Annotated in this window: 21 protein-coding genes and 1 pseudogene; 18 read left to right on the top strand and 4 right to left on the bottom strand. The window is 45.3% G+C overall.

Features of this window, described 5'->3' with window-relative positions; all coding sequences use genetic code 11:
• Positions 1-22: 22 nt before the first annotated feature.
• The 4 genes from ACR8BL_RS04745 to ACR8BL_RS04730 all read left to right on the top strand — a co-directional run bounded on the left by ACR8BL_RS04745 (position 23) and on the right by ACR8BL_RS04730 (position 6,288).
• Positions 23-2,695, top strand: a complete 2,673-nt coding sequence (locus ACR8BL_RS04745; protein WP_434751557.1) for a DUF5696 domain-containing protein — start codon at positions 23-25, stop codon at positions 2,693-2,695.
• The gene (locus tag ACR8BL_RS04740; protein ID WP_434751556.1) at positions 2,692-3,591 is read left to right on the top strand and encodes a carbohydrate ABC transporter permease; all 900 of its coding nucleotides are present in this window, start codon (positions 2,692-2,694) and stop codon (positions 3,589-3,591) included. Before ACR8BL_RS04745 ends, ACR8BL_RS04740 begins: the two co-directional genes overlap by 4 nt.
• 21 nt (positions 3,592-3,612) lie before the next feature.
• The gene (locus ACR8BL_RS04735) at positions 3,613-4,626 is read left to right on the top strand and encodes a carbohydrate ABC transporter permease (RefSeq protein WP_434756577.1); all 1,014 of its coding nucleotides are present in this window, start codon (positions 3,613-3,615) and stop codon (positions 4,624-4,626) included.
• 114 nt (positions 4,627-4,740) lie between these two features.
• Complete coding sequence (locus tag ACR8BL_RS04730) at positions 4,741-6,288, top strand: glycoside hydrolase (protein WP_434751554.1); 1,548 nt, start codon at positions 4,741-4,743, stop codon at positions 6,286-6,288.
• A 137-nt stretch (positions 6,289-6,425) separates the two neighbouring features.
• Here ACR8BL_RS04730 and ACR8BL_RS04725 read toward each other — a convergent pair whose 3' ends face one another.
• Complete coding sequence (locus ACR8BL_RS04725; RefSeq protein ID WP_434751553.1) at positions 6,426-6,875, bottom strand: DUF1569 domain-containing protein; 450 nt, start codon at positions 6,873-6,875, stop codon at positions 6,426-6,428.
• A gap of 274 nt (positions 6,876-7,149) precedes the next feature.
• On the opposite strand from ACR8BL_RS04725, the gene ACR8BL_RS04720 reads away from it, so the two are divergent.
• The 6 genes and pseudogenes from ACR8BL_RS04720 to ACR8BL_RS04695 all read left to right on the top strand — a co-directional run bounded on the left by ACR8BL_RS04720 (position 7,150) and on the right by ACR8BL_RS04695 (position 10,419).
• On the top strand, positions 7,150-7,974 hold the full coding sequence (locus ACR8BL_RS04720) for a methyltransferase domain-containing protein (protein ID WP_434751552.1): 825 nt from the start codon (positions 7,150-7,152) through the stop codon (positions 7,972-7,974).
• Between the two features lie 65 nt (positions 7,975-8,039).
• Positions 8,040-8,489, top strand: coding sequence for a GNAT family N-acetyltransferase (locus ACR8BL_RS04715; RefSeq protein ID WP_434751551.1), 450 nt, complete (start codon positions 8,040-8,042; stop codon positions 8,487-8,489).
• A gap of 42 nt (positions 8,490-8,531) precedes the next feature.
• Positions 8,532-8,753 carry a hypothetical protein gene (locus tag ACR8BL_RS04710; protein ID WP_434751550.1) on the top strand — a complete coding sequence of 74 codons (222 nt, stop codon included), beginning with the start codon at positions 8,532-8,534 and terminating at the stop codon, positions 8,751-8,753.
• A gap of 270 nt (positions 8,754-9,023) precedes the next feature.
• Entirely contained in the window at positions 9,024-9,296 is a 273-nt protein-coding gene (locus ACR8BL_RS04705) for a hypothetical protein (RefSeq protein WP_434751549.1), read from the top strand.
• 251 nt (positions 9,297-9,547) lie between these two features.
• Positions 9,548-9,739, top strand: a pseudogene (locus ACR8BL_RS04700) (AraC family ligand binding domain-containing protein); the annotation flags it as partial.
• 155 nt (positions 9,740-9,894) lie between these two features.
• Complete coding sequence (locus tag ACR8BL_RS04695; protein ID WP_434751548.1) at positions 9,895-10,419, top strand: glycoside hydrolase family 88 protein; 525 nt, start codon at positions 9,895-9,897, stop codon at positions 10,417-10,419.
• Positions 10,420-10,551: 132 nt separating this feature from the next.
• Here the strand turns inward: ACR8BL_RS04695 and ACR8BL_RS04690 are convergent, their stop codons facing one another.
• The 3 genes from ACR8BL_RS04690 to ACR8BL_RS04680 form a co-directional block, all read right to left on the bottom strand.
• Complete coding sequence (locus ACR8BL_RS04690; RefSeq protein ID WP_434758325.1) at positions 10,552-11,448, bottom strand: sugar ABC transporter substrate-binding protein; 897 nt, start codon at positions 11,446-11,448, stop codon at positions 10,552-10,554.
• Between the two features lie 82 nt (positions 11,449-11,530).
• The gene (locus ACR8BL_RS04685) at positions 11,531-13,120 is read right to left on the bottom strand and encodes a response regulator (RefSeq protein ID WP_434753015.1); all 1,590 of its coding nucleotides are present in this window, start codon (positions 13,118-13,120) and stop codon (positions 11,531-11,533) included.
• Between the two features lie 5 nt (positions 13,121-13,125).
• Positions 13,126-14,937 carry a sensor histidine kinase gene (locus tag ACR8BL_RS04680; RefSeq protein WP_434751546.1) on the bottom strand — a complete coding sequence of 604 codons (1,812 nt, stop codon included), beginning with the start codon at positions 14,935-14,937 and terminating at the stop codon, positions 13,126-13,128.
• 249 nt (positions 14,938-15,186) lie between these two features.
• Here ACR8BL_RS04680 and ACR8BL_RS04675 point away from each other — a divergent pair, with 249 nt between their 5' ends.
• From ACR8BL_RS04675 to ACR8BL_RS04640, 8 genes are all read left to right on the top strand, one after another.
• The gene (locus ACR8BL_RS04675) at positions 15,187-16,209 is read left to right on the top strand and encodes a substrate-binding domain-containing protein (RefSeq protein WP_434756709.1); all 1,023 of its coding nucleotides are present in this window, start codon (positions 15,187-15,189) and stop codon (positions 16,207-16,209) included.
• A gap of 113 nt (positions 16,210-16,322) precedes the next feature.
• Positions 16,323-17,855 (top strand): sugar ABC transporter ATP-binding protein, encoded by a 1,533-nt coding sequence (locus tag ACR8BL_RS04670; RefSeq protein ID WP_434751543.1) that lies wholly within the window; start codon positions 16,323-16,325, stop codon positions 17,853-17,855.
• Positions 17,856-17,859: 4 nt separating this feature from the next.
• On the top strand, positions 17,860-18,903 hold the full coding sequence (locus ACR8BL_RS04665) for an ABC transporter permease (protein WP_434751542.1): 1,044 nt from the start codon (positions 17,860-17,862) through the stop codon (positions 18,901-18,903).
• Positions 18,893-19,867 carry a galactofuranose ABC transporter, permease protein YjfF gene (yjfF, locus tag ACR8BL_RS04660; RefSeq protein ID WP_434751541.1) on the top strand — a complete coding sequence of 325 codons (975 nt, stop codon included), beginning with the start codon at positions 18,893-18,895 and terminating at the stop codon, positions 19,865-19,867. Before ACR8BL_RS04665 ends, yjfF begins: the two co-directional genes overlap by 11 nt.
• Before the next feature lie 42 nt (positions 19,868-19,909).
• Positions 19,910-20,959, top strand: a complete 1,050-nt coding sequence (locus ACR8BL_RS04655; protein WP_434751540.1) for an ABC transporter substrate-binding protein — start codon at positions 19,910-19,912, stop codon at positions 20,957-20,959.
• 97 nt (positions 20,960-21,056) lie between these two features.
• On the top strand, positions 21,057-21,257 hold the full coding sequence (locus ACR8BL_RS04650; protein WP_434751539.1) for a hypothetical protein: 201 nt from the start codon (positions 21,057-21,059) through the stop codon (positions 21,255-21,257).
• A 49-nt stretch (positions 21,258-21,306) separates the two neighbouring features.
• Complete coding sequence (locus tag ACR8BL_RS04645) at positions 21,307-21,774, top strand: DUF2691 family protein (RefSeq protein WP_434751538.1); 468 nt, start codon at positions 21,307-21,309, stop codon at positions 21,772-21,774.
• A 150-nt stretch (positions 21,775-21,924) separates the two neighbouring features.
• On the top strand, positions 21,925-22,803 hold the full coding sequence (locus tag ACR8BL_RS04640) for a class I SAM-dependent methyltransferase (RefSeq protein WP_434751537.1): 879 nt from the start codon (positions 21,925-21,927) through the stop codon (positions 22,801-22,803).
• The last annotated feature ends 23 nt before the right edge of the window (positions 22,804-22,826 follow it).

The raw sequence follows: 22,826 nt of genomic DNA, 5'->3' as shown, positions 1-22,826 counted from the left end.
GAGAAGAAAGGAGGTGCCTGATATGAGAAAAAAGCGTACCGCATTAGCAGCGGCCATCCTCATTGCAAGCTTGTTCATGGCTCAAAATGTCAACTATGCGGAGTCCGTATCGGAACGTGTGGTAACCACATCTGGCAATTCACAAGAGACGGATAAGAGTACGTCTGCTGAGTCGTTTGAAACACAACAAGCTTCATCATTAAAAGAGTCTACAGAAACGGTCGGTAAAAGTGAGGGAACGAAACCATCCGCTGCGACCAGCTCAGAACCGAAGGCAGCATCTGCAAATCAAGAGAATGATAAAGCCGTAGCTGTCCCGGAGGGAATGGAAGCCGTTGCAGAGAAGGATGGCTTGACTCTATATCTAAAGCCGGAAACGACAGAGATTGCAGTCAAGGATAAGCAGAACGGTGCTATGTGGTTTTCTAACCCGCAGGATCGTGAAGCGGATGCCATTGCGACCGGTTATAACAAATCCCAGCTGAATGTGCAGTTTGAATTGACGTATTACGATAATACGGGCAATGCACTCAAATACGATAATTTTACGCACAGTGTAGAGAGTGGTCAGTTCGAAGTTGAAAAAGTAGAGGACGGCCTCAACATCGTATACACGCTGGGTGAAGTCAAAAGTGATATTGAAGCTATCCCTAAATATATTAGCGAGGAACGCTTTAACACGTTGATTCTCGCGAAACTGAAAGAAAGAGACCAGAAAGAGATCGAGAAGCGCTTTAAGTACGATGAGAAGAACAAACGTTTTGAGAGACGGGACTCTTCTCTGAAAGGTGTAGGTTTGTCCAAAGTAACCCGGATTTTTGAGTCCGTTGGTTATGATGAGGCACAGATCGCGATTGATAAAGCGGCCTATGGTGAAGAAGAAAACGGACTTGCGAGTGTTGTTGTTCCTGTACATTATCGACTTGAAGACGGACGTTTGCGAGTATCGATTCCAGAGAACGGAATCCAGTATCCAGATACGATGAAGATTCAATCGTTGTCCCTGTTGCCATTTTTCGGAGCCAGTGGGCCGAAGGATAAAGGATATAGTCTGGTGCCGGACGGATCGGGATCACTGATTTATTTTAATAACAAAAAAACGTTGGTATCCCCTTATAGTACGGCTCTGTACGGGGGCGATGATGCTGTGAACCAGCTCTCCCAGATTCAGAAGGAACAGAAGGCGAGAATGCCAGTGTTCGGCATGAGTTACGGAGACAAAGGATACCTTGCTGTTATTGATAAAGGTGATGCAGTTGCATCCGTCGAGGCGGATGTTAGCGGCAGATTGAATCAGTATAATACCGTACACTCAAGCTTTACGCTGAGCAGTATGGAAGAGGTTACCCTTACGAATGGCTGGCGTTCCAGCACAGTCAAACGTTTTCAGGCGCAGCCTTTTCATAACGAGATGGCTGTTGTTTATGAATTCCTGGGTGCAGACGATGCAAGCTATTCCGGCATGGCCTCTACCTATCGGGATTATCTGACCCAGCAAAAGAAACTCATCCGTTTGGCTGATGATACCGAACTGCCTTTTTACGTCGAACTGATTGGCGGCATCCCGAAGAAAAAGTTCTTTCTTGGCATCCCGTACAACGCCTACGAACCGCTGACGACGTTTGAAGAGGCACAGGATATTTTAAAAGAGATGCAGAGCCTGGGTGTGAAGGACATCCAGCTTCGATACTCGGGATGGTTCAACGGAGGAATCCATCACGACATGCCGAAGTCCATCGACGTTGACAAGAAGCTTGGAGGCGTTAAAGGTTTCCAAAGCCTGCAAGCTTATGCACAACAGAATGGTTTTGGATTATACCCGGACGTATCATTCCTGGAGGCGTTCCCGGAAGCAAAAGGTTTCAAGAAATCGTATGCTTCACGGCAAATTACGGGCAAACTCGCTCAGTTGTTCCCGTACCGAATCTCCACCTTTATACGCGATGATGAGGTTCCTCCGGGGTATGTTATCAGTCCTGAAGCGGTGCCGGGTATCGTGAGCGGATTTTTGCGAGATTACAAAGAGATGGGACTTTCAGGGCTGTCTCTTCGTGACCTGGGTGATCAGCTGAATTCGGATTTCAACCGCGCTAAGGTGATCAATCGAGAGCAGGCCAAAGAGGTGATTATGCAGCAGCTTGAGCAGGTGCGCAGTTCAGAAGCATCACTTCTCGTGGAAGGCGGCAATAGTTATGCAAGTCCGTATGCCAGACATATCGTGGATGCACCTGTGAGCAACAGCGGGTTTAACATCACCGATGAAGCGGTGCCTTTCTTCCAGCTGGTATATCATGGCTACGTGCAGTATACAGGTATGGCCTGGAATATGGCGGATGATCAGGATTCCCATATGCAGATGCTGCGGGCGATTGAAACGGGATCGGCACCATATTATACGTGGTTCTATGCAGATCCATCTGCGATCAAACTGACGAGTTTTGACGCGTTGTACTCAGCCGATTATCGGCGCTGGATTCAGGAATCCGCTGAGCGGTATAAGGAACTGAGTAACGTACTGCAGGACGTACAGAATCAAACCATCGTTAAACATGAGAAGCTAAGCAAGGGTGTTTATCAAACGACTTTTGAAAAAGGCAAAACGGTCATTGTGAATTACAACGATGCTGCTGTGAATATAAAAGGCATAAGTGTTGCAGCGAAGAGCTACCAGGTAGGAGGTGACATGCCGGAATGAAACTCAAAAAATTATCACTAGAACAAAAAAACAGATATTACGGTTTGTATTTCATCCTACCCTGGTTCATCGGTTTCCTGCTGCTGTTCATGGTGCCGCTGATCTCTTCGTTCCGATACAGTCTGAGCAATCTTCAGGTGTCTAATGAAGGATTTACGCTGGAGTTTATTGGTTTGGCGAATTTCCGCGAAGCGCTATTCTCTCATGAATCCTATGTAAGGATGTTGACGGAATCTGTGATCAATATTGCCGTGAACACACCGTTAATTATTATCTTCAGCCTGTTTTTTGCCGTGATTCTGAATCAGAAGTTTCATGGAAGGGTGTTGGCGAGAGCCATCTTTTTCCTTCCGGTTATTCTGGCCTCAGGAATTATTGCGAGTATTGAAAACGGGGACTTGATGCAATCTGTTGTCCGTAGTGCGAACGATATGACGGGCGGTGGACTGTCCGTGATGAAAAATCTGAATCTGACCATTATGCTGCTTGAATCTGGGATGAGTCCTATTATTGTTGAATACCTGACAGGTGCGGTCAGCCGAATTTACGAGATTGTCAGTCAATCCGGCGTTCAGATTCTGATTTTCCTGGCAGGTCTGCAGTCGATCTCTCCATCGCTATATGAAGCGGCCAAAATTGAAGGATCTACAGGTTATGAAGCCTTTTGGAAAATTACGTTCCCTATGCTGAGCCCGTTGATTCTGACGAACCTGGTGTATACCATCGTGGACAGTTTCATCAGTGACCAGACAAGTCGGCTTGTGGTAGATACGGCCTTCAAGAGCTTTAATTTTGGACTCAGTGCGGCGATGTCATGGATGTACTTTGCCGTTATCGCACTGATCCTGTGGGTAACGACCGTCCTGGTATCCCGCAAGGTCTTTTATCAAAACTAGTAATCCTGAAGGAGGCCTGACATGAAGACAGAAACCGCAGCAGGGCAGCCACCAGTGAAAAAGGAATGGCTGCAGCGCCTGGGTTCCACAGCCTACTGGTTTGAAGCAATCAAGAAATGGGCGTGGATTTTGGTCAGATTTGTCCTGATCTTTGGTATCTCATTTGTCATTCTTTATCCGATTTTATTAAAAATATCGATTTCCTTTAAAAGCATGTCCGATCTGTATGATCCAACGGTGATCTGGATTCCGCGTACGTTTACGCTGGAAAACTTTAAACTGGTCTTCACGGCGATGAACTATCCCGGCGTGCTGATGAACACCCTATGGTTGTCTTCTGCGGTGATGTTACTTCAGACGATAACGTGTGTTCTGGCAGGTTACGGCTTCGCAAGAATCAAGTTCAGAGGCAGTGGTTTTCTATTTGCAGCTGTGATTTTCACCATTTTGGTGCCTTCACAGACAATCATGATTCCGCTCTATCTCAACTTTAAAAACTTTGATGTGATGGGTCTGATCGAACTATTCAGAGGCAGTCCTGCCAATCTGATTAACACGTACTGGCCATTTCTAATCTCGGCTGCGCTGGGGATGGGTGTGAAGACAGGGCTGTATGTCTACATTTTCCGCCAGTTCTTCAGAGGCATTCCACGTGAGATTGAAGAGGCGGCATACGTGGATGGTGCAGGATATTTCAAAACGTTTTGGCGTATTATTCTGCCCAATGCGATACCTTCGATGGTTACAGTCATGCTGTTTTCGTTCGTATGGCAGTGGAATGACTCATTTTTCACCAATATGTACCTGAACGAACCCAAAGTCATGTCGTCGATGATGTCTTCCTCGGGCTTTACGATTGCCACGTATCTGACGGGCGGAGGGCAAGCTGCGGCATCTTATACACAAGATCCATTTTTTATGTCCATGATGATGAATACGAGTGTGCTGATGGGGATTCTACCGCTGATTATCATTTATCTGTTCGTTCAACGTCATTTTGTCGAGAGTGTGGAACGTTCCGGTCTTGTAGGATAAGAGCAGTTAACTCATAGGAGGCTGTCTAAACAATGGCAGTCTCTTATCCATAGCAAAGCAATGGCTCGTTGGTACAGATGTCTAAAAAATAGTTCAGGAAGAGGAGGATAAGGGATGCAACGAGATGAGCCTAAAACAAAAAATAAGCCGGATGCACAAGTCACGATTGATGGGAAGACAGGTTATCAGAGCATTGACAATTTTGGTGCTTCGGATGCCTGGTCGATGGAACCGCTCGGGAAACATTGGACTGCGGAAAATAAGATCCGGATCGCCGACCTGTTATTTTGCAGAGATAAAGGAATCGGTTTGTCCGCGTGGCGTTTCAACATAGGCGCAGGCTCAACAGAATCAGATCAGGATCGCATTCCTGACCCGTGGCGACGAGCGGAAGCCTTCAAAATATCCGAGCAAGATGAATATGACTGGAGTAGACAGTCTGGCCAACAATGGTTTCTTCAGGCTGCTCATGATCGGGGCGTTGAGACCCTGATCGCGTTTGTAAACAGCCCTCCGGTGTGGATGACCCAAAATGGTCATGCTCAGCCTGATCTTGAAGTAGGTTCAACAAATCTGAAGTCAGGCTATGAGGGGAAGTTTGCGGCCTATTTAATTGATGTTTTAACGTATTTCAAGCAAAAAGGACTTGCTTTCGATTATATTAGTCCGATCAACGAGCCGACTTGGGACTGGAATCAGGCTTGGCAGGAAGCTAATCGTTATAATAATGATGACCTGAAACAAGTGATTCTGGAAATATACCGCCAGCTGCAGCAGACGGATCTACAGGCACGGATTAGTGCACCGGATGGAGTGGAAATCACGTCGCTGCTGGACGATGAATATTATCGTCAGTTTGCGGGAAGTGGCACGTATTCCAGCGGCGCTAACAAGCTGGGGACAGGGAAGTATCGGGAATACATAAAGGACATGATCGGTGATCCTCAGGTGAAAGAAGCCATAGGTAACAAAATCGCTTCTCACTCTTACTGGTCTGACTACAGCAATCCCGGAGACGATCGGTTGGTCAGATTAAGGCAGTTACTGCACAACAACATGAAACATTATGATCCGGACAGCAAGTATTGGGTCACGGAATATTGCATTTTGGGGGATTATGGCCCTGGACGGGATTTAGGCATCGAACCTGCGCTTCATGTTGCAAGAACGATTCATTTTGACCTTGTAGAAGCAAGTGCGGCTGCATGGCAATGGTGGACAGCGGTGTCCAAAGTGGATTACAAAGATGGGTTAATCTATACGGATTTTAATGAGGCTGGCGACGAGCAAAATATTCTAACCTCCAAAATGCTATGGGTACTCGGCAACTACAGCAGATTCATTCGGCCTGGTGCGAAGCGAATCGACCTGACCGGGCTTGGTGAGGAAGCCGACAGTGGTTTGCTTGGTTCTGCCTATGTCCATGCGGGAGAGCAAACGGTGACGGCCGTTTTTGTGAATCATGGTGAACAGGACAAAAGCGTTCAGGTCCACCTTCATGAGTTAGGTTTGAAGGGAACGGTCAATACAATGGAGTCTTATGTAACCAATGCGGAACTGGATCTGGTTTGTCAGGAGAAAGTTACAGCTACGGAAGAGGAGCAGTCTTTTATCGTAAACATTCCGGGGAAATCGGTTGTGACCCTCACTGGCGGTGTATAGAAAGCAAGAAGTAAAGAGTAAGTGCTTAACTCGATATCGCCCATGGCATATTGGAGCTTGGTATATGCAGAGATGTATTATTAGGTTTCAATTTTGCCATGGGCTTTTTTTGGTTGGTGCGGTATGTCCGAGCGTGGTTAAACCCCAAATTGCTTTAGATGATGATCTAAATGTTTATAGATTCCTTTTCCCCATTGTTCAGCTGTCAGTTTTCCGAAGAAAGGATGGGGATGTTGGGAGCATTGATCCGGGCCGTTGACTTGAAAAGTGTTGATCTGTTGTTTCAGCTTTTCTTTCTCAGCTATGAACACTCGATCATCATCAATAACGATTGTTGGAATAGTCGACATATTATGTGGTAAGGGCTTTTCATTATAAAACATCGGTTTGGCAAACCGTCCAACAAGTCTTCCGAGCAACCCTCTTGGTGGAAAAGTATTACCCAGGGGAATATCGTGAAAAGCCGAACAGTGAGCTAACATTTGAGAAACCCGCATCGTTCCCCACAGAGGTGTGAAATCTTCTCTGAGTTGATCAATGCGCTCTGTAATTTCAGCACCATGCCTTGGTTCAAAGATACTTTTCATCCGAACACCCCGATCCATTTTAATAACTTAAGCACCAGAAACAGTATCATTCCATTATTGAGAGGTTTGTTCTCTTATGTTCAAGAATAATAAAATATGGTAAGTTTAGTCAATGTTTCATAAAAGAATTCAGATAGAAATGGGAGGCTTTTGATGGAAAACGATGTGCAGGCGGAACGATAGAGAAACATCACAAGGTTGCTCTTTTTTTAGGCAGGAAAAAAGTGTAGGTATTTAGATTTACAATTTCAATGAAGAGCAGGAGGAGAATAAGATGGATTCGCGTTCAACTTACAGTATCCAAAGCGCAGTGTTAAGTTTTCAAGATGAACTAGAGAGGTTAAGGATACAAGCCGTTATGGGATGGACCAAAGAATTCCGTAATCTGGCGTGGTATGGGCTCAAAAATGGAATGCGTGTATTGGAGGTCGGAAGCGGACCTGGTTACATAACAGAGCAATTATTGAACAGCTTGCCAGACAGCGAGATAACCTCGCTTGAGATTGATCATACGTTACAAGCACAAGCTAAAGAACGGCTGAAAGACATTTCTTCTGAGCGACTGCAATTTGTGCAATCATCCATTTATCAGATGGATTTGCCGGATGATACGTTTGATTTTGTGGTAGCTAGACTCATCTTTCTTCACCTGGATAATCCGATCGAAGCAGCGCAACAGATTTATCGTGTGCTCAAGCCCGGTGGTCGCCTTGCTATTATTGATGTTGATGATGGTGTTTTTGGGGCAGTGAATCCGGATATACCGGCTTTGCACAACGTATTAATGAAAATTGCGGACTATGTTGCACAACATGGTGGTAATCGGTTAATTGGCAGAAGTTTGCCGCGACTGCTTTCTGAGAGCGGATACATTCATATTGACATGGATGCTGTTCTTCAACATAGCGATTTATTGGGGATAGAAGGCTTTAAACAGCAATTTAATCTGCAGCGCTTTGTACATTTTGTTGAAAAGGGGATCATTAGCCCGGAGGAGTTTGACCAGTTACAGCGAGCTTTCGAAGCCATAAATCATTCGCCAGAAGCCTATGCCATGATGAACTTTATTACCGCTTGTGGTACAAAGCCGTTGTCATAGCAGTATGAGAAAACAGTTGAATATGTGTATAGGAAAAGCAAGAAAACCATTAGGAGGAATTTTAAATGACTATTCAGGTGAGGCCTGTTACGACGGATGATTGGTTTGCTTGTACCCGTCTGGAGGTAAGTGAAGAACAGAAAAAAACGTTTCCCGCACCGGTTGTTTATTGGTTGGCTGAGTCCAGGTTTGTAACAGATTTTCAACCCATGGCAATTTATAATGATTCAGATTTGGTTGGTTTTGCAGTGTACTCCGATCAAGTTCATGACGCGGGTGACTATTGGCTTCCTGCTCTTATGATTGATAGCAAATATCAAGGCAGAGGATATGGAAAAGATGCACTTCTTGCCTTGGTTCAATGGATGCAAAAGGCATTAGACTGCAAACGCATCCTGATTGGACATAGACCTGAGAATCTGGTTGCAAATGCGCTATATGAATCAAGTGGTTTTCAACGGATCAGTGAGGAACTTATTGATGGTGAGATTGTCCAAGCTTTGGAGTGCAACTGATGGGCGATAACCGCGACAATTTATTCAAATAGGAGTTAGATTATGGATTCAATTGAATTTAAACTTGAATACTCAGAAGAACAAGAAGCTTCCGTTATTACTATTTATGTTAATAATGAATCTTTAGTTGAGCGCATGAAGCGTTACGAAGCTCAATTCGAGTCTGAAATTGCTGGTTTATATGAAGGGCTTAATATTGAGATGGTGGATCATATTGAAGCACACTTTACAGGCAGGCTACAAGAGGATGATATTTTTAATTAGGAAGGAAAAACCTTAGTCCTGGGCTGTAACTGCGGACTGCCAGGTTGCTGGCCGCTGTTGGTGAAAATCACAGAAATAGATGACTCCATAATATGGAGTCAATCTGAACAACCACATCGAACGGAAGACCCCGCAGGAGGATATTGGGATTATTCAAAGTTTCCATCTTTCCATTTTCACAAAAAAGATTATTTTGAACAGCTCAATAACATCTCTAGGCCTGAGTAAACGGATCGGGTATGTTTTTTAGAGAGGAGGTACAAACGAAAGATGAACATATTCAAAAAGCTGACCTTCTGGTTAGTCCTTTTCTCATTGCTTGTGTGTTTCAACAACCTATCTGGTAATGATGACAAAAACATTTTGATTTATTTAACAAATCCATTCAATCCATTATTAAATCCTTGGCTGACAGACATCAATATGAACCCGGAGACAACATATTTGTTTAAGCCTCTTATTTGTGGATTACATCTGCTTTTTTGGACAGGATTGGGTCTGATTATTGATCATTTAATAAAAAAGGGTAAGAACAAGAAGTGAACCGGAGGGAAACCGTTATGAGTATTGTTTACCGCATGATAGCATCTAAGCTGTCATGCGGTTTTTTGGTTTCCAGTATTTAGTGTGTGTGAAATGCTTTCTAATCATTTGCAACAATTGTGATCAACAATACAGCAATATTGTTCTGATTATGTCGAAATAACTGTGATACAATTTATTGTAAAGCGCTATCATTTTATTTTATTACACTATATTGCTTTTTTATATTCTGAGAAGGGAGATCTTTATTGATGTTAACTATACACACCCCGACGAATATAGCTTTGCAGGAAAATGAAGTTTATGTGAGATCAGAAGCGGATAATTTTCAAGATGAATGGCCTATTCATACACATAATGGATATGAGATTCATTATTTTATCCAAGGGGATGCAACCTTCTTAATCGGTGATCGAATTTATAAGCCGAAGCCCGGGGATATGTTTATATTCAGAGGTGGAGTCCCTCATCGGATTAATCCTTCGAGAGAGATTGTATACAAGAGAAGTTTTGTCAATTTTACGGAATTATTGTTATTGGACATGCTTGAACTTAGTCAATTGGAATATCTCATGTCCATATTCCGCCACCCCAACGGTTGTTGGTACATTGGTCCCCGGAGGAGCGTGAATACATTACAAGTACATTTAAGGGGATTAAAGAGGAAATGCACGCCCGAAGTGCGGGATGTAAAACGATGGTTAGAGGCAATGCAAGGTATACGGCAGGGGTTATGGATTTTTTGAATATCGTGCCCATGGAGGATGGCCTGAAGGGTTATCTCCTGGATACAGCGACTGCTCAGATCAAAGCACTGAGCAAACTGCAGCATGAGGATGGCATGTGGCACACGGTACTGGATGATTCAGACTCGTACAAAGAAACTTCCGCAACGGCAGCGTTTGGATACGGCATTCTTAAGGGAATCCGATACGGCTACCTGGACGACTCCTATCGTCATATCGGCATGAAGGCGTTTGCATCCGTGTTACACCAATTGATAAAGACGGAGTTGTACAGCAGGTGTCCTATGGAACGCCTGTGGGGCTCGATGCCCAGTTTTATAAAGGCATACCGATTAGTCCAATGGGGTATGGGCAAGCCCTTACGTTGTTTATTCTGATTGAGGGCTTGCGGGTTCAGGACGATGATATAAGATGATCCCCAGACTGAAATGATCAAATCACACCCCATAGAGCAGACCCTATAAAAGAGTCTCTCTGTGGGGTGTTTTTGATTCCTTTCAAACCATATCCTAATTTAATTCAGTGATCCCCGTATCTCTAAATTCTTCAACAGAAAGTCCCTCACTGGCACGGAGCAGTGTTTCAACAATTTTCGTTCCCCACGCGCGTTCATTTTGCGAAATGACAGCGGATAGCTGGCCATTCAGCAGTCCCTTTTCACTGATCGAGCTGTCACCAAAAGCAATGAGGTGACGGTTTAAGCCTTTGGCTTTCCAGACGAGGGCAGAGGCAGAGACAGAAACAAAATCCAGCCCAACGACTGCATTAAAATGGGGGTGGGCATCAATCATGGATTCAATATCCGCAACGGCTCGATTTTCATTGCCTTGATTGTATTTGACCTCCAGAATTTCGATGTCTGTTTCATTACGAATATAGTCAATAAATCCGTTTAGCCGCTGTTGCAAACCATACATTTCTTGCAAACCACTTTCGACTAAAATCATACCTTCGTTGTGAAGCAGCCTCGCTGTGGTTCTGGCAAACTGTTGGCCCGTCTGGTAGTTATCAGCTCCGACATAAGCAGCCCGCTTGCTGGAGGGAGCATCGGATTCGAACGTGACTACGGGAATTCCGGCTTCCTTGGCTTTATTCATTACAGGTGTGAGTGCGTCAGCATCCACAGGTGAAATGGCAATGCCATCAACGCGCTGTTTAATCATGTTCTCCACAATGCGGATTTGTTGTTCGGTGTTAGCCTCATCCGGTGCATTGACGGTTAAGGTGATATTATGCTTTTCAGCTGATTGTGCAGCATCCATCGTAATCATCTCATAAGTCGGATAGGTCATCGGGTAGATGATTCCGAAAGTTTTGTTCTCCGCAGAAGGTTCCACAGCTTTAGCGGCATACTGTATTCCTTCCTGACGTTTGGAAGATAGATCGTCTGAACTGGAAATGTTCATTGAACTCGAAGTTAGGCTCGAACATGAAGTTACAGCTAATGGCAGCAACATGATAAGCAAGATCCAGTCAGCCCATTGGAGTTTATTCATACATCGGCTCTTTTCTCATGTCCACTGACGATTCATCGAATGCCCCAATCCCTTGCGTGCGATATTCTTTGGGTGTGCTTCCCGTCGTTTTTTTGAATATATTCGAAAAATAGTGAGGATCGTTATACCCCACCTTAAACGCAATCTCAAAGGTCTTGTTGCTCGTTGTTTTCAGCAGTTCCTTGGCTTTGCCGATTCTCACTTGGGTTAAGTACTCCGTTATGGTTTGGCCGGTTTCCTGGCTGAAAATTTTGCTGAGATGACTTGGGCTGATACGGACATGTGCAGAGATCGTCTTCAATGAAACCTGCTCGTTATTATATTGCTCTGACACATACGCTTTGACCTGATCAATCACATCACTATATTTGCCAGAGGACGCTGCTCTTCGCTGCCATAAAAGATTCAACAGAGAGCAGAGGTATTGAGTACAGGCTTCCCAGCTTGTAATTCCCTGGATTTTCTGCTGCAGGCTCCTTATGTTTTCATCCGGGTCGGCCCCCATACGAAAGAGCTGATTCGCCAGTCGAAAGGATTCAAGCGTAAGATCATTTAACAAATAGAACCCATACGATGAAGACTTCCAGTCAATCGACTCTAATGGAGCAGCGAATTCCTGTACAAATCTGTCACGCAGATGTGGGTCACCAATTTTGAGAAATTCAAGAAACCGGCTACGATCCAGCAAAATATTCATTTTATCGTCCAGATGAGTCTCGCGCAGTGCAGCTTTGTTTTGTTGGGTCAAACGAGTGATATATTTGTCTTCATCCGCCTCCAGATAGGAGATATGAATGCCCTGCAGACGCTCCTGGCGGCTACCAATGCCAAGTGTAACACTGCAGTTGAACAGTTGCTCCAGTTCCAGGCGAATCGGTCCTCGAAGCTGTTCCAGATAAGCGGTAATCCTGTCTTCGGAACTGGATTTAAGCAGCATCACCAGCTCGGTTCGGCTCCGAATGTAGGGGAGAAGTTCGACATGTATGCTACAGTTTTCCTCCAAAAAATGAAGTGTATTATTGAATAACAGTTCTGAGTGCAGAGCCTCATCTTGCGACCGGATGTCAACAATGACGATGGTGTAAAATTTGGCGGAAAGAGGGAGCGAAAGTTTTTTGGCTGAATCAAGGGCATCTGTTGTACCGATGAGACCGCCGCATAGATCGGCAAGCAGTTTTTCCCGGGTCATCGTGCGGTTTGTCATTCGCTGTTCTTCTTCATCGATTTTCTGACGGACTTGATGCAATGTCTGAAGAAGCTCCGCCGCGCTCACGGGTTTAAGACAGTACTCCGTAACACCAAGCCGGATAGCCTCCTGGGCATAACTGAACTCATCATGACCGCTCATAATAATGATCTTGATCTCTGGTTTTTGCGCACGGACGATGGAGGCCAGCTCCAAACCGTTCATAAACGGCATTTTAATGTCAGTAATGAGAATATCAGGTGCCCATTCTTCAATTAGAGGTAAGGCAATTTCTCCATCCGGCGCATCTCCGCAGTAGTGAAAACCTTCCTTTTCCCAATTTACGCTACTCCGTATGTTTTCCCGAATACCGATCTCGTCATCAACAATCATCACCTTCTTCAATGCTGAACCTCCTTGCTTTTTGGAATGCGTATTTTAAAAGTACTTCCTTCCATATAGGTGCTTTCCATCTCAACGCCATAGGACGGGCCAAAATAGAGACGTATTCGATCATGCACATTCAGCAGACCAAACCCGCCTTCTTGCTCCTTTTCTTGAATGGTACGGGAGCCAGCCGGCTGTTCGAGCTCTTCTCTCAACTGAGTTAGTTTTTCAGGTGTCATGCCAATGCCGTTGTCTTGTACGGTGAGTACGATGCTCGTATCATCCACGTAACCCTGAATCGAGATGAGTCCTTGACCACGCTTGTTTTTAATGCCATGGTAGATGGCGTTTTCAATCAGGGGCTGCAGGGTCATTTTTAGAATCGGATAATCTTGAAGCTCGCGGTTCACCTTGATTTCGTATGTCAAAATATCGTGATATCTCATCTGCTGAACAACCAGATAATTGCGTGCATGCTCAAGCTCCGTTTGGATCGATACCCAGTCAAAGCCTTTGTTTAGACTCAAACGAAAAAACTTGGAGAGGGCCTGAACCAGCTTGATGACATTTTCTTTCTTTTCGGCTTCGGCCATCCAGATAATAGACTCCAGCGTATTATACAGAAAATGCGGATTAATCTGAGCTTGCAGTGTGCGTAATTCAGCGATTTTGACTTGTTCATTTTCCTGGATGCTTTTGTCGATCAAGGTTTTGATTTTCTCCAGCATGATGTTAAAGCTTTGGCCGAGATCCGCTATTTCGTCTGAGCCGGTAGGGGAGACCTTGACCTCCAGATAACCGCTCGCCGCTTTTCGCATCTTGTTCATTAGAATTTGTATCGGATGAATGAGTCTGTTATTCAGGAAAAAATATAGAGAAATAGCAAAGAAAGCGCTTAATGAAACACTGATGATAATTAACTGACGAATGCTGTTGGCTTCCGCAATGATTTCTTGAAAAGGCGCGGCACCGATGATTTTCCACCCAGTCTGCTTGGACGTACTGTATACGACAAACTGAGGTTTGGAGCCTGCCGACAGGTTAAAGCTGTCTTGCTGTGCATGGAGAGGAACGGAGTTAATCTGGTTGATAATGGCAAGAGATGCCTGGTCCGCAGGTGGTTTGAAAAGTGTTTTTCCATATTGATCATTAATATAAAAGAAACCGGAATCTTTAATTTTCGTTATTGTCAAAAAATCATCGATGAACGAATCATTCAGATCAATCACTATAAAACCGATGACTTCATGTGTAATACGCTCCTTGACCGTTGTCATGATTGAAAGCGCATTCTGTTTGGGATAAACGAATCCGTCCAAACGGTTATGCTCAGCATAGGGTGCTGTATGAGGAACTCGCAAAATGGCGTTTGGGTACTGAACCAGATATTGAAAATAGGGATTGCGAAGCGGGTTGCGTTCCAGCTTGAAGACTCCTTTTCGTTCACTAATGCCTTTGCCATAAAAGTTAACAAACGAAATATTGAGAACCTTATCGTATTTGTAGGTTTCCCGGTAGAGATTGTACGTCTGCAAAATGCCTTTGGCTTCCGTATATGACTCGGATTGAGCGTACAAATACTGTAGTACTTGCGGATTCTTGCCCAGTTCCAGCAATCGTTCGGTATCTTCAAACATGATGTCGATGTTTCTGGCGAGCTGATCAGCGGCCAGTTGTGTGGAGGCTTTGTTATGATTCGATACAACCGTATAGGACTTGTGGTAAGAAATCAATCCAACGATGATCAACGGTACAGAGCTGAGGATGATGAACATACTGAGCAATTTAAGCCTGAGGCTTGAAGTTATCCATTGGACAAGTTTCAACGTATTCCACTCCATCTGAAGGGATCATGATCAAAAGGTAGCATTATTATAACATGAATTTGAACTATGGGAGGTCATCGCAAAATAGTGCACGATAAACCAAAAAAATTACACGTTTTTATAAGATCCTCTCCACAATTACTAAATTATTACATAAAATGCACATGACATTCCATATTAGTGAGCGATGTAAGCGTTTTATAATGTGATCACACCACACAAGGTGAACTTACAAGGGAGGATCATATGATGCGAAGCAAAAAAAAGTGGGGACTTACCATCACACTGGCGATGGTTATGCTTGTCAGTACAGCTTGTAACAGCGGCAACGGGGCATCGGGTACAAATCAAGCAGGTTCGGGAGGAGAGAACGGCAGCGCACCTGCCACTTCCAAAACGATTACACTTGGTTTTTCCCAAGTTGGCGCGGAAAGCGGCTGGCGCTCAGCCAATACCAAATCGATTCAGGATTCAGCGAAAGAAGCAGGTTATGATCTGAAATTCTCCGATGCACAGCAGAAACAAGAGAATCAGATTAAAGCGTTACGCTCCTTTATCCAGCAGAAGGTAACCGTTATTGCCTTTTCTCCAGTAGTGGAGTCTGGCTGGGATACCGTTCTGAAAGAAGCGAAGGATGCAGGCATCCCTGTCATTCTGACGGACCGTGCCGTCGATTCAGCGGATAAATCGTTGTACAAGACGTTTATCGGTTCCGATTTTGTTGAAGAAGGACGCAAAGCAGGTCAATGGCTGAGCGACAAATATAAAGATACCCAAGAAGAGATCAATATCGTTGAATTGCAGGGTACAACGGGTTCTGCACCAGCAAACGATCGCAAAGAAGGTTTCATGGAGGTCATTGGTTCCAACGCCAAACTGAAGGTCATTGCGTCACAAACGGGCGACTTTACTCGTGCAAAAGGTAAAGAGGTTATGCAGGCCTTCCTCAAAGCTCACAAAAAGATTGATGTTCTCTATGCCCACAATGACGATATGGCACTGGGCGCGATTCAAGCGATCGAAGCTGCAGGTCTGAAACCAGGCGTAGATATCACGATTATCTCTGTCGATGCGGTGAAAGATGGTATGCAGGCAGCAGCCGACGGCAAGATCAATTTTATCGTGGAATGTAACCCGCTGCTCGGCCCTCAGTTAATGGAGGCAGTTCAGGCTGTGGTGGACGGGAAAGAGATTGAAGCCCGCATCGTCACGGATGAAACGACCTTCACATCGGAACAAGCCAAAGAAGCGTTACCAACACGCGAATATTAATAGTAGACGCGGTTAACACCGGAAAGTCATTTTTCGACTTGACTGTCGCTAAATGACTTTTTTCTATCTGCCGATTGTGGGTAACGGCTTCTACAATAAAGGAGAGATTTGATATGGATGATAATCACGCACCCATCCTGCAAATGACGGGCATCACCAAGCGTTTTCCGGGCGTAAAAGCACTCTCTAACGTCAGCTTTCGTCTGTTTCCGGGTGAAATTCATGCATTGATGGGTGAGAATGGGGCAGGAAAGTCCACGCTAATTAAAGTCTTGACCGGAGTTTACTCGATTGACGAAGGTACGGTCACGATGGACAATCGCACGCTTTCGATATCGGGACCACTTGAAGCCCAAAGAGCGGGGATCAGCACGGTGTACCAGGAAGTGAATCTTTGCCCGAATTTAACCGTGGCAGAGAACATTTATATCGGTCGGGAGCCGATGAAGTTTGGTCGTATTCACTGGAAACAAATGAACCGGGACGCAGAGAAGCTTTTGCGTGAACGATTGAATCTGGTGATTGACGTGAAAGCACCTTTGCAAACCTATTCAGTAGCGGTACAACAGCTTATCGCGATTGCCAGAGCACTGAGCATTTCGGCCAAAGTACTTATTCTGGATGAACCAACATCGAGTCTGGATAAAAATGAAGTGCAGCAGTTGTTTCAGATTATGCGCAAGCTGAAGAGTGAAGGGCTGGCGATTCTGTTCGTGACGCATTTTCTCGATCAAGTGTATGAAATGTCAGATCGTCTGACTGTGCTCCGCAATGGCGAACTGGAAGGGGAGTATATTGCAGCAACTCTTCCGCGTATGGAGCTTGTGCTTAAGATGATCGGTAAAGAGCTTGAAATTTTGGAGGAACTTCCAAAACAATCGGGCGAAGTGAACTCTGAGACAGGGGTGGACGCAAACGCAGGGGATATCATGATTACGGCGACGGGACTGGGACGAAAAGGTGCCATTGAGCCGTTTGACTTGACGATTCGTAAGGGTGAGGTGGTTGGTCTGGCTGGTTTGCTCGGATCGGGCCGTACCGAGATCGCTCGTCTCATCTTTGGTGCAGATCGCGCCGACGAAGGCAAATTGACTGTTGCGGATACTGGAAACACAGTGAAGTCGCCGCGACATGCGATAGATCAGCATATTGCATTCTGCTCGGAGAATCGGAAAACCGAAGGTATTATTGACGATCTGACCATCAGGGAGAACATTATTCTTGCCTATCAGGCGACACGAGGATGGTCTAAACCGATTTCTCGTAAAAAGCAGGATGAGCTCGCTGAAAAATATATCAATCTGCTGCAGATCCATCCTAAAAATCCGGAGCAGCTAATCAAAAACCTGAGTGGTGGCAACCAGCAAAAGGTATTGCTTGCACGCTGGTTATTGATGAACCCGGATCTGCTCATTCTCGATGAGCCTACACGTGGCATTGATATTGGAGCAAAAGCGGAAATACAAAAACTTGTACTTTCGTTGTCGAAGCAAGGCACGGGTGTTCTGTTCATTTCTTCAGAGCTGGAAGAAGTGATTCGGGTCAGCGACCGGGTAGCTGTGCTGCGAGACCGCAAGAAAGTCAAAGAACTTACTGGAGATCAGATCAATCAGCAGCAAATCATGAAAGCCATGGCAGGAGGTTGACGTAATGATTAGCAGGATGCGAAAACATCATTTGTTTTGGCCGCTATGTATGCTCGGATTACTTTTGTTATTTAACTTGCTCTATTCGCCCGATTTTTTCTCGCTTGTGATGCGTGAAGGCAATCTATACGGCAGCTTGATCGATATTCTCAATTTTGGAGCACCGCTGATCCTGGTATCCATCGGTATGACCTTGGTGATTGCAACCGGCGGCATTGATCTGTCCGTAGGTTCCATTGTTGCGATATCGGGGGCGATGGCATGTATGACGATCAGTAAAGGAACAGATCAAAGTTCGCTCTGGCTTGTTCTGAGTGCACTTGCATTATCCATCGGTCTTGCTCTGGTGTTGGGCGTGTGGAACGGGGCACTGGTATCAGTTGCGCGGATTCAGCCTATTATCGCAACGCTGATTCTGATGGTGGCTGGACGTGGTATTGCACAGTTGATTACCGATGGACAGATTATTACAGTGTCTAACGCGCAGTATCAGTACATTGGCGCGGGTTCACTTGCGGCTTTACCGTTTTCGATTTTTATCGTACTGGCGGTGCTACTTATTGCTGTTCTGCTCACGAGAAAAACAGCCCTTGGACTGTTCATTGAATCGGTTGGAAATAACGCTCGTGCCAGCCAGCTGGCAGGAATTCGCTCCAAAACCGTCATTCTTGCCGTGTATGTGTTCTGCGGTCTCTGTGCTGGCATTGCAGGACTGATTCTTAGTTCCAATGTCTCCAGTGCGGACGGGAACAATGCAGGGCTCTGGTATGAATTGGACGCCATTCTGGCTGTCGTGATCGGCGGGACGTCACTCAATGGCGGTCGTTTCTTTTTGATGGGTACGGTGGTTGGCGCACTGATCATTCAAACCTTAACAACTACGATCTATATGATCGGTGTACCCCCAGAAGTTACGCTGGTTGTCAAAGCCTTTGTAGTGCTCGCCGTATGTTTAATCCAATCCGAAGCTTTCCGCAAGTCTATGACAGACCGCCTGAAAAAGCGGAAGTTTCCAGCTGAACAAGGGGTGAATCGCCATGTATCTTAATCGAAAGCTTCTCCCGGTTCTGGTTACCTTCGGCTTACTGGCTGTCATGATTGCCATTGGCTCGTTCCGTTACACGGGTTTCTTTTCCACACAAGTCTTGTTTAATCTGTTGATTGATAACGCCTTTTTGATCATTACGGCGATTGGCATGACCTTTGTGATCGTATCCGGGGGTATTGATCTGTCAGTTGGGTCGGTCATCGCTCTGACCACGATTATTAGCGCGAGCCTGGTTGAAAAGCAAGGCTGGCCGCCTACCGTTGTCATCCCCATGGTGCTTGTTATGGGCGCGGTGTTTGGCACCGTGATGGGAGCCATCATTTATTATTTTAAAATCCAGCCTTTTATTGTCACATTGGCAGGGATGTTTCTGGCAAGAGGGCTCTGTTATGTCATCAGTACTGACACTATTACGATTACGAACTCGTTCTATACCGATGTAGCACAGGCCAAAATTCCGCTTCCTGGTGGCAGCTTCGTTTCGATCAATGTGATCATTGCCCTGATCGTTTTATTGCTTGCTATCTTTCTTGCACACTACACTCGTTTCGGGCGCAATGTGTATGCAATCGGTGGAAGTGAGCAATCCGCCATGCTGATGGGACTACCCGTAGCTCGGACGAAAATCTTAGTTTATACGTTCAGTGGTTTTTGTTCTGCACTGGCGGGTGTGGTTTTCACATTCTACATGTTATCCGGTTACGGATTACACGCGATGGGTCTGGAGCTGGATACGATCGCGGCGGTTGTCATTGGTGGAACACTGCTGACCGGCGGTGTGGGTTACGTGGCAGGCACGTTCCTTGGTGTATTGATCCAGGGGATTATCCAAACTATAATTAGTTTCGAAGGCACGCTCAGCTCATGGTGGACGAAGATTGTTATCGGTTTGATGCTGTTTGTCTTTATTTTGTTCCAGCGTCTTCTGAGCGAACGACGAGTATCTGCCAAGTCTCTGCATTGACCTTATTTGAACGTAACAAGTTAGAGGAGGGGGAAGGATCTGGTGAACAAAGTTGTAAGCTGGTTGTGCCTGTTGCTTCTACTGTGTCTTACCGGCTGCACTGCAGATGAGTCTGAATCAAAACCCCTTCCTGTTCCATCTAACATTGAATCCCTGCCATCTATGGAAGAATGGATGCAGTCGCTCGAATACAGCACGCCTTCCAGGGAGCCGATTATATTGGGTTTTTCGCAGCTGGGTACCGAGAGTGCCTGGCGTATGGCGAATTCGACATCGATTCAGGATGCTGCCAAGGAATCCGGAATTACACTCATTCTGAAAAATGCAGAGCAGTCTCAGACGAAACAATTTGAGGCTGTTCGTTCTTTTATCCGGCAAAAGGTGGATGTGATCGCTATTGCACCGGTGGTGGAATCGGGCTGGGATACCATTCTTCAGGAGGCGAAGCAAGCGGGCATCCCCGTAATCATTGTAGACCGATCCGTAGACGCCAAGGATACCTCGCTTTTTGTAACCACGATTGGGTCGGACTTCTATGAAGAGGGTGTGAAAGCGGGGAAGTACATTCAGGATCGGCTGCGGAATGTGCCAGGAACGATTCGAATTGCGGAACTGCAGGGCACGAGTGGATCAACACCTTCTATCCAGCGTGGGGAGGGTTTTAGAAGCATCCTGGGTGATCAAGAGCATATCTTGTTCTCACAAAGTGCTCCTGCTGATTTTACAGAGGACAAGGGCAGGCAGGTCATGAACGATTTTCTTCAAGTCCCGAAAGAGGAGAGACCGCAGGTTCTTTTTGCTCATAATGATGAAATGGCTTTTGGTGCGATCCAGGCGATTCAGGAGGCGGGCTTGAAACCCGGAGAGGACATCGTAATTGTGTCGGTAGACGGTTCGCGAAAAGCACTGGGTATCCTGGCAGACGGGCAGATTAACGCAGTGGTCGAATGCAATCCGTTGCTCGGCCCTCAACTCATGCAGGCGACCAAAGAAATAATGGCAGGACGTACGCTGCCCAAACGCATGGTGCCCCGAGAGGATATTTTTACACAAGAAAGTGCGAAGCGTGAGATGCTTAATCGAAAGTTTTAACATAATCCTGTTGGACAATTCCGACAGGATTTTGCATTTTTATGGAAGATGATTTATAGTATTTACCCGATATGATTCCATGTGAAGGAGTGATTCTTTGATCATTATGATTAATGGCGAATTTGGTTCTGGTAAGACTTCAGCAGCGAAGGCGTTACAGCATATGGACGTCTTGCTAAACGTGGAGATGAATTCGGCGGATGGCAGTATCAACAAGCACCGAAGTGTGTGGAAACATTCAAGGCAGATGTATTTGAAACCCGTATTCACACGGATCATCTGGAGACGAATGAAGTAATTGATTTTATTCTTTAGAAAGTGAAAAGGTAAAATTTCGAGGAGGTAATATGAAAAGAGGCATACAATTTCAAATTCCAAATGAATATGGGAGCTTTTTGGGAGAAATCTTGAAACCGATTAAGATCGCGGATTATGACTGGTTTGTTGGAGGGGAGGAGTCCTATTTTGTTGTTGAGGATACCTTGGGAGATAGTCTTTTCCCAGATCGGGTTATGGGCATGGCGGGAGAAGAGTTGCGGCAGATTATCGAAGATAACAAGTATTATTTGATCTTTGCCAATCTGAAGGCCTATCCGAGAGGTACTACAATCATGGATATAGAGACATATGAAGACTATGCGGAGGGTGAGTGCCAGCTCGCACTGCTTGTCATAGATAGCAGTTACGTTGCAGTATACATTAAAGATGCTGAGAAACGAGAAGAAATGTTCAAGCATATTAAGAGACTGGGATACGAAGCGCTGGATTATATTACGGATGATAATGACGTAAGAGACAGACTTTCTGTTTGGTGATAACTGCTGGCAGTTCGGGATCAGATCATCCTGAGGTTGGATAGACCGTGACATATTTTAGGAGTAAAATGGGATGTGAGGTATTGTAAGGGAAGTTTAAGGAAGTCCTTTAGATGTGTGAATGCGTTTACATGGTGGGGGGGATATCCATTGGCCGAATATTATTGGGATAACCAAATAGAGTATCTGAGAAATACACGCTGGCTTTACTATAACGATGATTATCTTGAATTTCTAGTGGAACGAGTATGGAGAATTAAGCAAGCTGTACATATGATCGATTATGGATGTGGTTTTGGTTACATGGGGCTAAAGCTGCTCCCGCTGCTACCGGTTGGTTCAAGGTACACGGGTTTAGATCAAGGATCAGAACTGATTAAACATGCGAAAGAACTCTTCGCACATACGTCGTATCAGGCCGAATTTATAGAATGTGATATTGAAACAGTGCAGGTTGAACGAGCCTATGACATTGCGATTAGCCATGCATTTTTATTACATATGTCAGAACCACGTATGATATTGGAAAAGATGATCGGCAGTGTGGTGGACGGAGGCAGGGTTATTTGTTTCGAGCCACACTGGATCGCAAATATGTCGAGTTATGTACTGAGTGGGATTGAGCAGTCCAGCTTCATGCAGCTTGGTGTGCTCCAGAAGTTGTATGAACAGGATGCCAGCCGGAGTGGCAAAGATGGAAATATAGGCATGAAAATTCCGGCTATGTTAAGCCAGTTAGGTGTAAGAGGTGTGGAATGCCGAGTAAGCGATAGGGTTAACTTTCTAGATCAGCATATGGCTGAACAGGACAAGCATACGTTGTATAACGCGTTCATAGAGGAAGGGTTAGGAGCTATGCCTGATAATCGAAACGAGATCAATGCCCAGCTGATGGAGCGAGGGTTAACTGCCGAGGAAGCCAATAATCAGTACGAGGCAGAAGTGAGTTTTGCAAAGACATTTAATGAAAACGAGTATATGACGTATGCCCCGAATATGAAAATTACAAGTGGAATTGTCAATCGATGAGTGGAATCAACTATTGAGATGGA

It is taken from the genome of Paenibacillus amylolyticus (assembly GCF_051136285.1).
GTDB classification, from domain to species: domain Bacteria; phylum Bacillota; class Bacilli; order Paenibacillales; family Paenibacillaceae; genus Paenibacillus; species Paenibacillus amylolyticus_F.
Note: the sequence above shows the minus strand (reverse complement) of the source record. Positions and strands in the feature narration are given on the sequence as shown.

Bases quoted from the DNA above. Each gene is read 5' to 3' on its own strand.
- ACR8BL_RS04745 (WP_434751557.1), top strand. From the start codon at position 23: ATGAGAAAAAAGCGTACCGCATTAGCAGCGGCCATCCTCATTGCAAGC.
- ACR8BL_RS04740 (WP_434751556.1), top strand. From the start codon at position 2,692: ATGAAACTCAAAAAATTATCACTAGAACAAAAAAACAGATATTACGGT.
- ACR8BL_RS04735 (WP_434756577.1), top strand. From the start codon at position 3,613: ATGAAGACAGAAACCGCAGCAGGGCAGCCACCAGTGAAAAAGGAATGG.
- ACR8BL_RS04730 (WP_434751554.1), top strand. From the start codon at position 4,741: ATGCAACGAGATGAGCCTAAAACAAAAAATAAGCCGGATGCACAAGTC.
- ACR8BL_RS04725 (WP_434751553.1), bottom strand. From the start codon at position 6,875: ATGAAAAGTATCTTTGAACCAAGGCATGGTGCTGAAATTACAGAGCGC.
- ACR8BL_RS04720 (WP_434751552.1), top strand. From the start codon at position 7,150: ATGGATTCGCGTTCAACTTACAGTATCCAAAGCGCAGTGTTAAGTTTT.
- ACR8BL_RS04715 (WP_434751551.1), top strand. From the start codon at position 8,040: ATGACTATTCAGGTGAGGCCTGTTACGACGGATGATTGGTTTGCTTGT.
- ACR8BL_RS04710 (WP_434751550.1), top strand. From the start codon at position 8,532: ATGGATTCAATTGAATTTAAACTTGAATACTCAGAAGAACAAGAAGCT.
- ACR8BL_RS04705 (WP_434751549.1), top strand. From the start codon at position 9,024: ATGAACATATTCAAAAAGCTGACCTTCTGGTTAGTCCTTTTCTCATTG.
- ACR8BL_RS04690 (WP_434758325.1), bottom strand. From the start codon at position 11,448: ATGAACATTTCCAGTTCAGACGATCTATCTTCCAAACGTCAGGAAGGA.
- ACR8BL_RS04675 (WP_434756709.1), top strand. From the start codon at position 15,187: ATGCGAAGCAAAAAAAAGTGGGGACTTACCATCACACTGGCGATGGTT.
- ACR8BL_RS04670 (WP_434751543.1), top strand. From the start codon at position 16,323: ATGGATGATAATCACGCACCCATCCTGCAAATGACGGGCATCACCAAG.
- ACR8BL_RS04665 (WP_434751542.1), top strand. From the start codon at position 17,860: ATGATTAGCAGGATGCGAAAACATCATTTGTTTTGGCCGCTATGTATG.
- yjfF (WP_434751541.1), top strand. From the start codon at position 18,893: ATGTATCTTAATCGAAAGCTTCTCCCGGTTCTGGTTACCTTCGGCTTA.
- ACR8BL_RS04645 (WP_434751538.1), top strand. From the start codon at position 21,307: ATGAAAAGAGGCATACAATTTCAAATTCCAAATGAATATGGGAGCTTT.